The sequence below is a fragment of the Flavobacterium odoriferum genome, from assembly GCF_025499515.1.
Lineage (GTDB): Bacteria > Bacteroidota > Bacteroidia > Flavobacteriales > Flavobacteriaceae > Flavobacterium > Flavobacterium odoriferum.
The window spans coordinates 32529-47018 of record NZ_JAMKFA010000005.1 but is presented as its reverse complement, the minus strand read 5'-3'; the positions used below and the strand labels follow the sequence as shown (position 1 = coordinate 47018).

General features: G+C 30.5%; 12 protein-coding genes. 3 read left to right on the top strand and 9 right to left on the bottom strand.

The genetic code is table 11. The features are described from left to right. Position 1 precedes the first annotated feature (1 nt). From M9Q43_RS04710 to M9Q43_RS04675, 8 genes are all read right to left on the bottom strand, one after another. Positions 2-3025, bottom strand: a complete 3024-nt coding sequence (locus M9Q43_RS04710) for an amidohydrolase family protein (protein ID WP_262317818.1) — start codon at positions 3023-3025, stop codon at positions 2-4. 84 nt (positions 3026-3109) lie between these two features. Next, positions 3110-4444 carry a DUF58 domain-containing protein gene (locus M9Q43_RS04705; RefSeq protein WP_262317817.1) on the bottom strand — a complete coding sequence of 445 codons (1335 nt, stop codon included), beginning with the start codon at positions 4442-4444 and terminating at the stop codon, positions 3110-3112. A gap of 24 nt (positions 4445-4468) precedes the next feature. Beyond that, positions 4469-5479: an AAA family ATPase gene (locus M9Q43_RS04700; RefSeq protein WP_262317816.1), complete on the bottom strand. Its 1011-nt coding sequence runs from the start codon at positions 5477-5479 to the stop codon at positions 4469-4471. A 38-nt stretch (positions 5480-5517) separates the two neighbouring features. After that, entirely contained in the window at positions 5518-5904 is a 387-nt protein-coding gene (locus M9Q43_RS04695; RefSeq protein ID WP_262317815.1) for a GxxExxY protein, read from the bottom strand. Between the two features lie 49 nt (positions 5905-5953). After that, positions 5954-7147, bottom strand: a complete 1194-nt coding sequence (locus tag M9Q43_RS04690; protein WP_262317814.1) for a DUF4350 domain-containing protein — start codon at positions 7145-7147, stop codon at positions 5954-5956. Position 7148: 1 nt separating this feature from the next. After that, complete coding sequence (locus M9Q43_RS04685; RefSeq protein WP_262317813.1) at positions 7149-7859, bottom strand: DUF4129 domain-containing protein; 711 nt, start codon at positions 7857-7859, stop codon at positions 7149-7151. Beyond that, complete coding sequence (locus M9Q43_RS04680; RefSeq protein WP_262317812.1) at positions 7849-8787, bottom strand: hypothetical protein; 939 nt, start codon at positions 8785-8787, stop codon at positions 7849-7851. The genes M9Q43_RS04685 and M9Q43_RS04680 overlap by 11 nt, the downstream gene beginning before the upstream one ends. Further along, positions 8771-9748 carry a stage II sporulation protein M gene (locus tag M9Q43_RS04675; RefSeq protein WP_262317811.1) on the bottom strand — a complete coding sequence of 326 codons (978 nt, stop codon included), beginning with the start codon at positions 9746-9748 and terminating at the stop codon, positions 8771-8773. Before M9Q43_RS04675 ends, M9Q43_RS04680 begins: the two co-directional genes overlap by 17 nt. Positions 9749-9768: 20 nt before the next feature. Here M9Q43_RS04675 and M9Q43_RS04670 point away from each other — a divergent pair, with 20 nt between their 5' ends. Next, positions 9769-10509 carry an RDD family protein gene (locus M9Q43_RS04670; protein WP_262317810.1) on the top strand — a complete coding sequence of 247 codons (741 nt, stop codon included), beginning with the start codon at positions 9769-9771 and terminating at the stop codon, positions 10507-10509. Positions 10510-10511: 2 nt separating this feature from the next. Here M9Q43_RS04670 and M9Q43_RS04665 read toward each other — a convergent pair whose 3' ends face one another. Then, complete coding sequence (locus M9Q43_RS04665) at positions 10512-12173, bottom strand: gliding motility-associated C-terminal domain-containing protein (protein ID WP_262317809.1); 1662 nt, start codon at positions 12171-12173, stop codon at positions 10512-10514. Between the two features lie 239 nt (positions 12174-12412). On the opposite strand from M9Q43_RS04665, the gene M9Q43_RS04660 reads away from it, so the two are divergent. After that, the gene (locus M9Q43_RS04660; RefSeq protein ID WP_262317808.1) at positions 12413-13390 is read left to right on the top strand and encodes a GNAT family N-acetyltransferase; all 978 of its coding nucleotides are present in this window, start codon (positions 12413-12415) and stop codon (positions 13388-13390) included. Beyond that, entirely contained in the window at positions 13387-14490 is a 1104-nt protein-coding gene (locus M9Q43_RS04655; RefSeq protein WP_262317807.1) for a DegT/DnrJ/EryC1/StrS family aminotransferase, read from the top strand. The genes M9Q43_RS04660 and M9Q43_RS04655 overlap by 4 nt, the downstream gene beginning before the upstream one ends.

Sequence of the window (14490 nt, the reverse complement as noted above, 5' to 3'; positions counted from 1 at the left end):
ACTAGTTGTATTTATAGTGAGACTCTTTGCAATTTTCTCCTAAGGTATCACAGTGGTAATGACCGTTTTCTTTTTTCTTAGGTAATTGCGTTTTCATTCCTTTGTTTTTAGCGTCTAACATGAAGTTGATTAATTCAGCTCTTTCTTTTTGTATTTCGCTCATCACTTCTTTCTCTTTTTCTAAATCATAGAAAATAATTCCGTCTACTAACGTTTTTTCAGCTCTTGTGTAGATTGATAATGGACTATCAGACCAAAGCACAACATCAGCATCTTTTCCTACTTTGATACTTCCTACTTTATTATCTACTTGAAGAATTTTCGCTGGATTTAAGGTTACGAAATTCCAAGCTTCTTCTTCCGTTACATTTCCGTATTTAACCGTTTTTGCTGCTTCTTGGTTCAAACGTCTCGACATTTCAGCATCATCTGAATTGATAGAAACTTTTACGCCTTCGTTCATCATAATAGCTGCGTTGTATGGAATTGCATCATTAACTTCATATTTATATGCCCACCAATCCGCAAATGTTGAACCAGCAACTCCGTGAGCCGACATTTTATCAGCTAATTTGTAGCCTTCTAAAATGTGAGTAAACGTTTGAATTTTAAATCCGTAACGCTCTGCTAATTTCATTAACATGTTGATTTCTGATTGCACGTATGAGTGACAAGTGATGAAACGTTTCTTAGCTAAAATTTCGCCTAAAACTTCCATTTCTACATCAAATCTTGGCATTTTTTTATTTTTACCTGATTTGTAAGTATCCCACTCATTTTTGTATTCAATTGCTCTAGTGAAATAATCCTCATAAACTTGTTCCACGCCCATACGCGATTGTGGGAAACGGCTTCTTTCAAAATCACCCCAATTCGATTGTTTTACGTTTTCACCCAAAGCAAATTTGATGTATTTTGGCGCATCTTTCACTAACATTTCATCAGGAGAATAACCCCATTTTAATTTGATAAATGCTGCACGACCACCAATAGGGTTAGCCGAACCATGCAATAAGTTAGCCGAAGTAACACCACCTGCTAAATTTCTGTAAATGTTGATGTCTTCAGAATTAACTACATCTTCAATTGTAACTTCTGCTGATGAATTTTGACCACCTTCGTTAACTCCATTTGAAATAGCAATGTGCGAGTGTTCGTCAATGATTCCAGCAGTTAAGTGTTTGCCCGTTCCGTCAACAACTTTTGCGCCTGAAGAAGGTAAATTTTTACCAATTTTTGCAATTTTTCCGTTTTGGATTAAAACATCTGTTTCTTTAAGATTTCCTTCTTTTTCACCCGTCCAAACAGTTACATTTTTGAATAGAATCGTTTCTTGTTTTGGTTTTTCGTCGTTTCCAAAAGAAATATTTGGATACTTTACAGCATACATAGACGGTGCTTTTGGTTCGTCTTTTTTGTCGTCTTTCTTTTTATCTTCTTTAACTTCAGTTGCTCTTTTAGTTGCTGTCCATGACGTTTCGTTTCCATTTTCTAAAACGGCTTTTCCTTGCATCATGTCTTTTACGAAAGTTCCTGAAAGTCTAACGAAATTCGCTTTTGTAGTATCTTGATTTTTGATTACTAAATTCACCCAAGGATCATTGAATTGGATTTTTGTTCCGTATTCAATGCTGTCACGAACTATTTTTGCTTCGAATTTCGGAGCTTCGCCTTCGATTTTTAATTCATATTTTTGGTTGTCGAACGTTAAATCATAAGTTCCTTTGATAGCTGCAGGATTGATTTTATCGATGATATTGCGGTTTCCTTGTACCCAGTTTTCTAAGATATTGCTTTTTTCTTCAAAAATATCACCTGAAACGATGATAAAATTAGCTAATTTTCCTTTTGAAAGCGACCCTACTTTATCAAATTGATTGACCAATTTTGCTGGTGTTTCGGTTAAGGCTACTAATGCTTTTTCTTTTGGTAAACCATATAAAACGGCTTTTCTTAAATTGGAAAGAAATGATTTTGTTTCTTTTAAATCAGCAGTTGAAAGTACGAATGAAACATTGTTCTCAGTTAAAATTTTCAAGTTGAAAGGTGCTTGATTCCAAAATTTCATATCGCTCAAGCTTACTTGTTGTGCTAAATATGGGTCAGAAACATCATAAACATCAGGAAAATTTATTGGAATAATAAAAGTTGCTCCCGATTTTTTGATTTCTTCAATACGTTCAAATTCATTTCCGCTTCCTTTGATTAGGTATTTTACACCGAATTCATCGCCTAATTTATCTGCTCTTAACGCATTTAATTTATCTCCTGCGTTGAAGATTTGCAATAAAGATTTGTTTGCATTGAAAGCTTCTAACGATAAATCTTTGGTAGTAGCACTCCCTTGAGCATACCATTTTGCATCGTGAAATACTTGGCGAATTAAAGCCATACTTCCCATCATAGAAGAAGGATAACTTTGTTTGGTAAATTTACTTCTACTAAATGTGAAATGTTGTGATACTTTATCTTTCAATATTCTATCAGCGTTTGTGCCGAAGTCGTTTAATGTCCAAAGTAAACCGGTTCCGGCAATTACACCATCGTTGTGGTGACTTAAAACGGTACCAAAACCAGCTTCTCTTAAACCTTCAGCTGCTTTTTGATCGTAGCTTAAGTTTTCATAAGCATTATATTCTGGCTTGATGTGGTCGTTCCAATAATACCCTTCACGATTGGTATCGTATTGTGGTGTGAAGTTGCCACTAGGTCTTGGAGTAGGTTTGTTAATTCCAAATTCGCTATATAATTCTACGAATGATGGATAAATTGTTTTTCCTGTTGCATCTACAATTGTAGCTCCTTTTGGAATAGAAATGTTTGTGCCAACTTCAATGATTTTGTTTTCTTTGATAAGTAATGTTGCTTTCTCAATTTTTTGGTTAGCAGCAACATAAATGGTAGCGTTTGTAATCGCAACATAGTTTTTGAAGCTTTGTTTTACGCCATCATTTTTTGGAAAATATTCTTGTGCATTTCCTGAAAAGGAAATCAAGAATACTAACAGTAACGATAAGTATTTCATGTTTTTGGGTTTAGTAAAGGCTAAAGATAAAAATTAACTGATTATAAAAAATTCCCACGATAGAAATTTAACAATTGTTGTATTTTAAAGTATTCCTCTTGCTTTAATTTCAAGATATTTATTAATAGTATCTAAAGTTAGATTTTCGGGTTGGGTTAAAACCGAATAGATGCCGTATTTTCTTAGTTCGTTGACAATTAATCGTTTTTCGAAAGCAAATTTTTCGGCAATTACTTTATCATAAATTTCCTGAACGTTACTTGCTTTTTTGTGAATTAAATCATTTAATTCGGTGTTGTTAAAAAAGACTATAACTAATAAATGATTCTTTGCAATTCCTTTTAAATAAGGTAGTTGTCGGTGTAAACCATCTAAGGTTTCAAAATTTGTATACAACATAATCAAACTCCTTTGATTGACGTGTTTTTTTACATCAACATACAAACGACTAAAATCGCTTTCAAAGAAATCGGTTTTTACATTGTATAAATTTTCCATGATGAGTTGCATTTGACTTTGTCTTTTTTCTGCGACAACACGGTTTTCAACTTTTTTAGAGAAAGCAAACATTCCGGCTTTGTCTTGTTTTTTGAGAATTACGTTTGACAAAACCAATGTTGCATTTATGGCATAATCCAACAAACTTAGTCCGTTAAAAGGCATTTTCATTACTCTACCTTTATCAATCACCATATATACATTTTGCGATTTTTCATCTTGGTATTGGTTTACCATCAATTGATTTTTTTTCGCAGTAGCTTTCCAATTAATGGTTCTCAAATCATCGCCTTGCACATATTCTTTTATTTGCTCAAATTCCATGGTATGTCCAATTCTTCTAATTTTTTTTAATCCGTATTGAAATAAATTATTAGAAAAAGCCATCAAATCATACTTCCTTAATTGCATGTACGATGGATAGGTTGGCACCATTTGATTGTTATCGTAAGTAAATCTTCGGCTAATTAATCGAAGTGGGGAAGTTGCGTAAATATTTAGATTTCCAAAAAAGTATTCACCACGTTCGGTTGGTCTCAAAAAGTAGCGATAATCGTCTTTTGCCAACGCTTTTATTTTTCTTTTTACTTCAAAATTACGTTGTTGAAATTGAAACGGAATTTCGTCAATAATTTTTAAATAGACTGGAAAAGTGAATTGATTGTTTAGTGCAATGTGAATTTCGTTTTCATCACCATTGGACAATTTTTCAGACATATTTCTGATGCCAATTACTTTTTTATTGGAACCAAATAGCAATAAAATATCAATACAAACAAAGGCAATTAAAACATATAAAGCATACCAAACAGCATGATACAACGCAGGAAAAAAGTAAGCTACAATAAATAGCAAAATGATTCCCATGAGGCAATAAAAAAGGAAATTATTAAGATAAAGCTGTTTGAAAATTCTACGCATTGTTTTAAAATGAATCTAAATTAATTATCTTGGAATTTCAACTGAATCCACAATTTGTTTGATGATTTCGATACTGGTAATTCCTTCCATTTCGCGTTCTGGAGTTACAACTACTCTATGTTGTAAAACAGGAATTGCTGCGTCTTTAATATCATCTGGTGTAACGAAATCTCTTCCGCGTAAAGCTGCAAAACCTTTGGCTGCATTCAAAATTGCAATTGAAGCTCTTGGCGAAGCTCCTAAATATAAAAACGCATTTTCACGGGTATTTAAAACGATTTTTGCAATGTATTCAATTAAATTTTGCTCAATTAGAATTTGTTTTACCAATTCTTGAAATTCAATGATGTGACTTTGTGAAATAATGGTTGCAATTGCGCTCATTTTATCACGACTTTGTAATTCATTTTCTTTTTGAATAATATGAATTTCTTCGGCTAAATTTGGATACTCAATATTGATTTTAAACAAAAAACGGTCTAATTGTGCTTCTGGTAAACGATAAGTTCCTTCTTGTTCAATTGGATTTTGTGTTGCAATTACTAAGAATGGTTTTTCTAAAACATAAGTAGTTCCGTCTGCTGTAATTTGGCGTTCTTCCATTACTTCAAACAAAGCAGCTTGCGTTTTTGCAGGTGCGCGATTGATTTCGTCAATTAAAACAAAATTGGAAAAAATGGGACCTTTTTTAAACTCAAAAGTACTTTTCGATAAATCAAAAACTGAGGTTCCAATAATATCCGAAGGCATTAAATCGGGTGTGAATTGAATTCGGCTAAAGTCTAAGGATAAAGTTTTTGCTAAAAGTTTGGCACTAATGGTTTTTGCCACTCCTGGAACACCTTCCAATAAAACGTGTCCGTTTGACAAAACAGCAACCAAAAGTTGATCAATCATTTTGTTTTGACCTACAATTACTTTTGCAATTTCGGCTTTTACTTTTTGAACATTTTCTTGTAACGGTTGTAAGTTTAAACGCGATTCAAAGTTTACATTTTCGTTTTGTTCGTTATTGGTTTCAAAATTATTTTCCATAATGTTTTGAACACAGATGAATCAGATTTTACTGATTTTTACTGATTTTTTTTTTTGTTAGTAAATATTTTTCTTTTAAACTCTGGATTTTTACCAAAATTAAGTAATAATCCAATTTCTATTTCTGTTGCCTTTAAATAATTTATTAGTTGAAATTCATGCTCTTCTGCTATACTTTCAGCTGCTTTTAGTTCTAAAATAATGCACTCATTAACAATAATATCAGCATAATATTCTCCAACTTGAATTTGTTCATAATACACTTTAATAGGTTTTTGTTTTTCGCAATCTAAGCCTTGATTTCTTAATTCATATAAAAGTGCATTTTCATATACTTTTTCCAAAAAACCATAACCTAAGTTGTTATAAACTTTATAAAATGATTTTAATATGATATCCGTGGTATCTTTATGTAATAAGTTCATAGTTTATAATCAGTGTATATCGGTTTAATCAGTTTAATCAGTGTTCATACTAAAGATTGAGTTTTTCTAATAGTTCGTTAAAAGTAATTAATTCTTTTTCGGTTGTAATCGATTGATTTCTTATTTTTTTTATCATGATTACAACATTTTCAATATCTTTCTTTGGTCTTCCCGTTTTTTGATTGACTCTATTGATGAAGGTTTCATCTAAATTGAAAGTGTCAATGTAATATTCATTTCTGATTTTTTCTAAAAAGAAAATGATTTTTTTCTCTGCAATATTTTGATGATCTTTTTCTTGATAGTATAAGTTTCCAATGGTTTTTGTGAAATCTATAGTCGTGTTTTTCAATGGTTCTATAATCGGAATTACTCGTTGTCTTCGTTTGGCATTGAAAATCATAAATATAACAAATGCAATCCATGCTAAAAACCAAGCCCATTTTAAAGCGGGTTGACTTAATAAATAACGCATTGGCGAACTCGATAATTCTTCGTTATCATATTGCTTTACTTTCCAATAAATAGGCGATTTTGACGGAATATAACCTAAAATATCTTCGGTATATTGACTGTTTTTATTTAAAAGATAATAATTGGTAAACGCTACAGGTTGTAAATGCAAATAGAAATTTCCGTTAAGATGTTTCACTTTTATGAAATTTGCAAATTCTTCTCCTTTAGAATTTATTTGTGTGCCTAAAACTTCTGTTTTGCTGCTATCAATTTTTGAAAAATAAGCAGTATTAATTCCTTTGTTAAAATAGAAATTACCAGCTTTTTGATTTCGATTGATTTTGAATTGAAGTGAGTCTGCAAAATCATTTGAATATTCTATTTCAAAGCCGAGCGAATCTGCAAATTTTTGAGAAAAATTAGAATTACTATAAAAAATAGCATTGCGATGACTCGCAAAATAAAAAAGTTCGTTTTCAGAAAACTCATCAATTGCCGCTTTGTTTTGAATCAATAAAATGGTTCCTTCGATATCATATATAGAATCGTAAGTGTTGTAATTTTTATCTAAAAATTCATAAGGTGATTCGCTAAATTTTTCAACAGTTTGCGGTTTAAAAATCGCTTTATGTTCTTGATTAAAAACGTATAATCCAAACGGAATTTTTTCGTTAAGAGAATAGCTTTCTCGCCAATCAATTGGTCTTTCTTTTGTTGCGTCGGCCCAAATGATACCAATAAAAATTAGTACTAAAAGAAATATGTATATTTTTAAACTCTTTGGCATATTATTTTTTAGTGATTAATTTTAGAAAAGCGGTTTCTGTTTTTTCAAAATCGGTTTGCGTTAGGTCAAATTCACCATACCAACTATATTCATAAACGTAAGACAAAAACTGAAATTCAGATTTTAATTCCGCATTTGAAATTTCGTTTATATAATCGCCATTGGTTTTTTCAATATCCCATTCAATTACATTGCGATCAGAAAACGATTTTAGCAGCCATAAATAATAATAACGCGTTGCTAATCGGTAATTTTTTTCGTTTTTAGCTTTGGTAATTATTGTGTTAAAATCAAGTGAATGAATATCTTCTTCTGTAATTTCAGAAACAGTGATTTTTTTTGCTGATTTGCCAAAAATCCATCCACCTTCTTTATTAATGATAATTTTTACAATTAAGTAAACCACAAAAAGAATGATTAAAATGGCAATTACTTTCATTAAAATTTCTACCCCGCTTAATGCTTTTGCCCCATCTCCAAAGTCAAATAAATTGCTAAAAAAGCGTCCTACAGCGTCCCAAAACCTATCCCAAGCGGTTCTGTCTACTTTTGTTGGTTTTTCTACATAATTGAAATCTGAATCTGAATATTTTCCTTTTAAATTTTCAAATTTTCTTGGTTGAAAAGCTGCAGAATCATTTTGTACTTGCGAAAAGCCAAAACTAATCCCGAGTGATATAAACAAGAAAAGAAATAGAATTTTAAGCTTCATCAGTTCCAATTAAATCAATATTGTTTTTCACACTTATATTTCCTGATTCTTCTTTACAACTGTAAAAAATAACACCTTGATTAATCAAAATAATATTTTGTAAAGTGTAATTACAAATGATAGAAATAATTATGATTGCAGTTAGTAAAATCATGACAAAAGAAATCGCATTTTCAGGATTTTGTTGTAATGATTCAGGATTCGTAAAAAGTGTGATAATACCTATAATGTATGGAATTATTGCAAATATACCAAGTGTAATTTGAACAATCATATGTATAACAAAAGTAGAACCAATAATAGGCCAAAATTTACTTTTTAGCATTTCATAAGCTCTTCCTAAGGCATCAAAATAACCAATTTTTTCTGTAATATAATTGTAATACGTTAAGGCAACAAAGCTTGTTAATGTTGGGATTAATAGAAAAATTAAAGGAATTCCGATTAAGATGAAAACGGATAAAATGGTAAGTCCAATAACAATTACTAGTAATGGAATTAAAATGACTAACGAAAGAAGATAAAACGAGATAATTCTACCTAATTTGCTTTTGAAATAGGTGATTAAATTTTGAAAATTTCGTTCTTTGTTTTCTTCTATTAATTTTAAATAAGCAATTGGAAAGGAGTAGTTTATGACGGAAATTATGGTCATAAGAAAAATCATTCCGATTCCAAATCCAATAAATAATGATAAATTACTGTAGATTTCTTCAATAAAAGCATTGTCATTTCCAGTTTGTGCACCAGCAAAAGCACCTTTAATGAATATATTTGAGAAGAAATAAATGATAAGAACTAAAAGCAAAAGTAATCCGCCATTAATAGTAAAATAATTTTTAAAGTAATTTTTTCCTTCTAACTTAAAAAAGCCAAAAGTATCACCTACAAGTGCGCTAAAATCTCTTTTTTTATAAAGTTGAAACATATTTTTTTGCTTTTTTATGAACAATAAACGGATAAATTAAATAGTAAAAACTAATTATTGATAAGGTTATTAGAATAATACCAACACTTAAATAGGTAGGCATTTCCATAGAATATCTAGTTATGTAGCCTTCTAAAAAACCTGCAGCAAATGTAAAAGGCATAGTGCTTAAAAATATTTTGAAACTATTTTGAAAACCAATTTTAAACGAATTTAAGCGAGAAAAAGTTTGTGGAAATAAAATACTGGCTCCTAAAATAAATCCGGCACCTGCTTCAATTATCATTGCAAAAATTTCCATTGAACCATGAATCCAAATTCCTCTAACACTTTCCCAAAAAACGTTATTTTGATAGAAGATGTATTGAAATGCGCCCAACCTTGTGCAATTTATAAGCAAAATGTAAAACGTTCCTATTCCTAAAAAAATACCAAAAAAGTAAGAGAGTGCTCCAACTTTAAGATTATTTAGCGTTATAGCTATAAAACCACCCCAGTTGCTTCCCGTTTTATAAACCGCAACCGGATTTCCGTCTTCAATGTTTTCTAAAGTCATGTTTACATAATGGTCGCCTAATATTAAGCGAACAAATGTATCGTCGTTTTTAGCCGAAACAACTCCAATAGCAGTTAAAATCCCAAAAATCAAAAACGCATATAAAATGTATCTTCTGTATTGATAAACTAAAAGAGGCACTTCGGTTAAAAAGAAATGTTTTATTCGATTGGTTTCTGTTCTTTTAGTTTTATAAATTTTTTGATAGGTTTGTGCCGCTAAATGATTTAGATAGACAACTGTCTTACTTTTAGGGTAATACGTTTGTGCATACGACAAATCATTCACTAAATGTATATACAGATTGGCTAAATCATCTGGATTTTTTTTAGCTTTACCAAAAATTGCTTGTTCAAATTCAAGCCATTTTTCTTTATTTTGCTTTATGAATGCTATTTCTCTCATGAAATGCTAAAATATAAAATATGACACAATTATCAATAAATACGACACAAAATGTAAATATAAATTTTACTGCGGCTTCTGTAGGTGATCGAATTTTTGCGCAACTGCTTGATATTCTTGTTATGATAGCTTATGCAGTTGTAGTTGGTGTTCTTTTAGATATCACTGGTTTATCAACTACAATTGAAGCGATGGATACTTGGTCTGTTATGGGGGCTTATGGAATAATTTATTCGCCTATAATGTTTTATACCATTGTTCAAGAAAGTTTGTGGGAGGGTCAAACAATTGGTAAACGTATAATGAAAACCAAAGTAATTAAGTTAGATGGATATCAAGCTGGTTTTGGGGATTATTTAATACGATGGTTGTTTAGATTGGTTGAAATTCTTATTGGATACGGAATTATTGCTTTAATAGCTGTAATTGCAAGTAAAAAAAGTCAACGTTTAGGTGATATGGCTGCTGGTACTGCCGTGATTACTTTGAAAAATAAGGTCAATATAAACCACACCATTATTCAAGATATTAATTCAGATTATGTACCAACATATCCTTTAGTGATTAAATTATCTGATAATGATGTTAGAATTATTAAAGAAACGTTTGAAACTGCTATTACAACAAGAGATTTTGCTACCATAATTAAGTTGCGAGAAAAAGTACTTTCGGTTACCGGAATAAAAAATCAATCTGGAAATGATCAAGATTTTATTAGAACTTTATTAAAGGATTACAACTATTACACTCAAAATATGTAATTTTAATAAGTAAGATATAAGAAGCCAGTCAAAGGGTCAGGATAATCTGGATCATTCAGATATAAAATATAATAGTAAGTTCCTGCGGCAGCTTTTTGATTCCCAATTCCATCAGGAACAGTTCCATCCCAATCGGGTTTGTTTTGATTTCCCGTCCACAAATGTTTACCCCATCGACTGTAAATTTCTAATTCAAAATTCACAAAAATATCTCGTAATCCATCAATAAAGAAAGCATCGTTGCTAAAATCATTATTTGCAGAAACGGCGTTATAAATTGTTGGCGGACAATTTCGCGTTAATAAATTAAAAGAAGTAATTGAATAACAATGTTCATTTTCAATGCGAACAAAAATTTCTTTTGGTGTATAAAAAGCTTCGTAGTTTGAAGTATTATTTATCGGATTGATATTGTTTGTTGCGTCATCTAAAAATTCATGAAATGAGACCACTTGATTGACATCGGTTTTTACCATTTCTTCATAACTTGAAAAGTCAAAAAATCCTCTTGTAAAACCTAAATTACAGCTAGTCAAATCTGATAAATCGTTAAATTCTGGTGATAACCATTGCGAAACTTCAAACTCAAAAGTATTATTATTTTCAGCAAGTTCAGTAATTATTCCAGTTCCATCACCTGTATCATCTACTACCGCTAGAATTGTAAATGTTTCAGGAGTTCCTACTGGAATTGTTATAATTGTGTTTCCAATTTCATTACCACCAATCGGAATGTCAAATTGTGTAAAGGATGTACCAACTAATGTAGTTCCTATGTAGAATGAAATGGGCGTATTTGCAGGTAATAATTCGGTACTATTAATGTTAAATACAGTATAATCTAAATTTATAGTTCCAGAATTACAAGATGTTGTGTAATTATCTAATACTATTGTAGCATCTGGTAATTGGCTATTTAATTTTGTAATTACAGTACTTATCATAATAAAATCTTGAAAAGAGGATAATGTTATTGTTGCATCAGTATCACCAATTGCAACATAATCTTCAATTTCATAAATGTCTAAGTCCATATTAAATAAACTCGAACTTCCAGTTACAGAACTTGTACTGTTAAAAACATTATTAGAAGGATTTGAAGCATTACTTAACACAACTCCATTTACCGAAAAAGTCTCTGTTGCTAATTGTGAATCCCCTTCCCAAGCAATAAATCCAGCTGTAGCATCGCTATTGTCCAATACATACAAGTTAGTTAAATCGATTTGAAGATTATCTGGAACACCTTGTAAACCATCGTAAATATTTAATTGGTTTAATGGCAGAGCATCATTTTGATAAATTATTAAGATTGCCCAACCTGCAAAGTTTGTTTTACGTGTATTATGAAGTATTTCAAACGGAGAAATATCTAAATTAGATAAAGTATAAGTACCATTTCCAGTAGCTTGAACAATAGATGTTATATCTTTAAAAGCGCAAAAGTATGTAAATGTGTTTGGTGCAAAAACGCGGGAATGACTAAATGTTCTTTCGGCGCTTATTGGTATGCCATTAAGGTCAACATTAAAATCACCATCTCCGCTTCCAGCCCAGTACAAATAAGCTTTTATTAGAGTATCATCTGGATTTAAAGTCAAATCTGCTGAAGATGAATTTCCTGTAACTAAAAATGGAGAAGGATTATTTTCAGCACTATTCATAGTATTTCCCACCAGAGTAAAATCATAACGCCCATTTACTTGTTCGTATAATGATATATCCTGGCCTTTAGTAGTAATAGGTAATAAAATTAAAAGTATAAAACTGAGATAAAAAATCTTTTTCAACACATTGTTATTGAGAAATTATGGTTCCAATTTACTATATTTTTTTTAAAAAATGTAATATTGAAACTTTCTCAACTAAAAAATTAGTAATTTTCCGCAATTAAAAATAAGTTTTGAAGAATTATATCGTTAGAAAATATCAATCAACAGATTATTCAACTTGGAATGAATTTGTAGCAACTGCTAAAAATGCTACTTTTTTATTTCATCGCGATTTTATGGAATATCACAGCGATAGATTTCAAGATTTCTCACTCTTAATTTTTGACGAAAATCAAAATTTGAAAGCCATTTTACCAGCTAATAGGTTAGAAGATGTAGTTTATTCACATCAAGGATTAACTTATGGAGGATTAATTTTAAATGAAAAAACAAAATTGCAAGAAGTAATTGAAATAACATTCAATTTGCTACATTTTTTGAACGAAAATGGAATTTCAACACTAAATTTAAAACAATTGCCTTCGTTTTATGCCAAATTTCCTTCTGAAGAAATGGAATATTTAAGTTTTATCATAAATGCGAAATTAGTTAGAAGAGATAGTTTATCAGTTTTAGATTTGAGAACACATTATAAATTTTCTAAAGACAGAAAACAAACTATAAATCGCGGTGTTAAAAATGAATTAATTGTTAAAGAGGAAAGTTCGTTTGAACTATTTTGGAATGAAATTTTAATTCCTAATTTAAAACAAAAACACCAAGCAAAACCAGTTCATACAATTGATGAAATATCATTTTTAAAATCAAAATTCCCAAACAATATTAGACAATTTAATGTGTATAAAGAAGATAAAATTGTAGCCGGAACTACTATGTTTATTTACGATAATGTAGCAAAACCACAATATATTTCTGGAAACTCAGATAAAAATGAATTAGGTAGTTTAGATTTTTTATATGATTTTTTGATTAAAGAGTTTAAACACAAACTTTACTTTGATTTTGGACCATCAAATGAAGAAAATGGAAGAAAAATAAAGGAAGGAATTTTATTTTGGAAAGAAAGTTTTGGCGCACGAACAATGGTTCAAAGTTTTTATGAAATCGAAACCAAAAATTATTCACTTTTAGAAAACATTTTATTATGATTCAATTCCTAAATTTAAAAAAAATAAACCAACCGTTTGAAATTGCACTCCAAGAAAAAATGAAGCAATTTTTAGCGAATGGTTGGTATATTTTAGGAAATGAAGTCAAAACATTTGAAGCTGATTTTGCAAACTATTGTGGGACAAAACATTGTATAGGCGTTGGAAATGGTTTAGACGCTTTAGTCTTAATTTTTAAAGCCTACATTCAATTAGGAAAATTGCAAAAAGGTGATGAAGTTATTGTACCTGCAAATACCTATATCGCCAGTATTTTAGCTGTTTTACAATCCGATTTAGTTCCAGTTTTAGTGGAACCAAAATTAGAAACATACAACATTAATCCAGATTTGATTGAAGAAAAAATCACTTCAAAAACCAAAGCTATTTTACCCGTTCATTTATATGGTCAATTGTGCGAAATGGAAGAAATAAATGCAATTGCTCATAAACATAATTTGTTAGTAGTTGAAGATGCAGCTCAAGCTCATGGTACTGAAAAAGTCAGAATTCAGGATTCAGAATTCAAAAATTTAGGTGCTACAGCCTACAGCTTTTATCCAAGTAAAAATTTAGGTGCTCTTGGGGATGGTGGTGCGATTACAACTAACGATGATGAGTTGGCTGATGTTATATTCTCGTTACGAAATTATGGCTCAAAAATAAAATATGAAAACGAAATTATTGGTGTAAATTCACGTTTAGATGAGTTGCAAGCAGCTTTTTTAAATGTAAAATTGTCTCATTTAGACACTGAAAATCAAATTAGAAGACAAATTGCAAAACGCTATCTTTCTGAAATTAAAAATGATAAAATAGTATTGCCATTTTGGGATGGGAGCGAAAATCATGTATTTCATTTATTTATCATTCGCACTCCAAACCGTCAAGCACTTCAAAATTATTTAAAAAATAACGAAATAGAAACGATGATTCATTATCCAATTCCGCCACACAAACAAAAAGCGTTGCCTAATTGGAACCATTTATCGTTTCCAATTACTGAGAAAATTCATGATGAGGTTTTGAGTATTCCAATGAATGCAACGTTGACAGATGTTGAAATTGAGCATATTATTACAACTTTAAATCGTTATTAA

What these genes read in the sequence shown, in the direction of transcription:
- M9Q43_RS04685 (WP_262317813.1), bottom strand. Translation starts at nt 7,859, where the DNA reads ATGAAGCTTAAAATTCTATTTCTTTTCTTGTTTATATCACTCGGGATT.
- M9Q43_RS04665 (WP_262317809.1), bottom strand. Translation starts at nt 12,173, where the DNA reads ATGAATAGTGCTGAAAATAATCCTTCTCCATTTTTAGTTACAGGAAAT.
- M9Q43_RS04710 (WP_262317818.1), bottom strand. Translation starts at nt 3,025, where the DNA reads ATGAAATACTTATCGTTACTGTTAGTATTCTTGATTTCCTTTTCAGGA.
- M9Q43_RS04655 (WP_262317807.1), top strand. Translation starts at nt 13,387, where the DNA reads ATGATTCAATTCCTAAATTTAAAAAAAATAAACCAACCGTTTGAAATT.
- M9Q43_RS04695 (WP_262317815.1), bottom strand. Translation starts at nt 5,904, where the DNA reads ATGAACTTATTACATAAAGATACCACGGATATCATATTAAAATCATTT.
- M9Q43_RS04690 (WP_262317814.1), bottom strand. Translation starts at nt 7,147, where the DNA reads ATGCCAAAGAGTTTAAAAATATACATATTTCTTTTAGTACTAATTTTT.
- M9Q43_RS04675 (WP_262317811.1), bottom strand. Translation starts at nt 9,748, where the DNA reads ATGAGAGAAATAGCATTCATAAAGCAAAATAAAGAAAAATGGCTTGAA.
- M9Q43_RS04700 (WP_262317816.1), bottom strand. Translation starts at nt 5,479, where the DNA reads ATGGAAAATAATTTTGAAACCAATAACGAACAAAACGAAAATGTAAAC.
- M9Q43_RS04680 (WP_262317812.1), bottom strand. Translation starts at nt 8,787, where the DNA reads ATGTTTCAACTTTATAAAAAAAGAGATTTTAGCGCACTTGTAGGTGAT.
- M9Q43_RS04705 (WP_262317817.1), bottom strand. Translation starts at nt 4,444, where the DNA reads ATGCGTAGAATTTTCAAACAGCTTTATCTTAATAATTTCCTTTTTTAT.
- M9Q43_RS04670 (WP_262317810.1), top strand. Translation starts at nt 9,769, where the DNA reads ATGACACAATTATCAATAAATACGACACAAAATGTAAATATAAATTTT.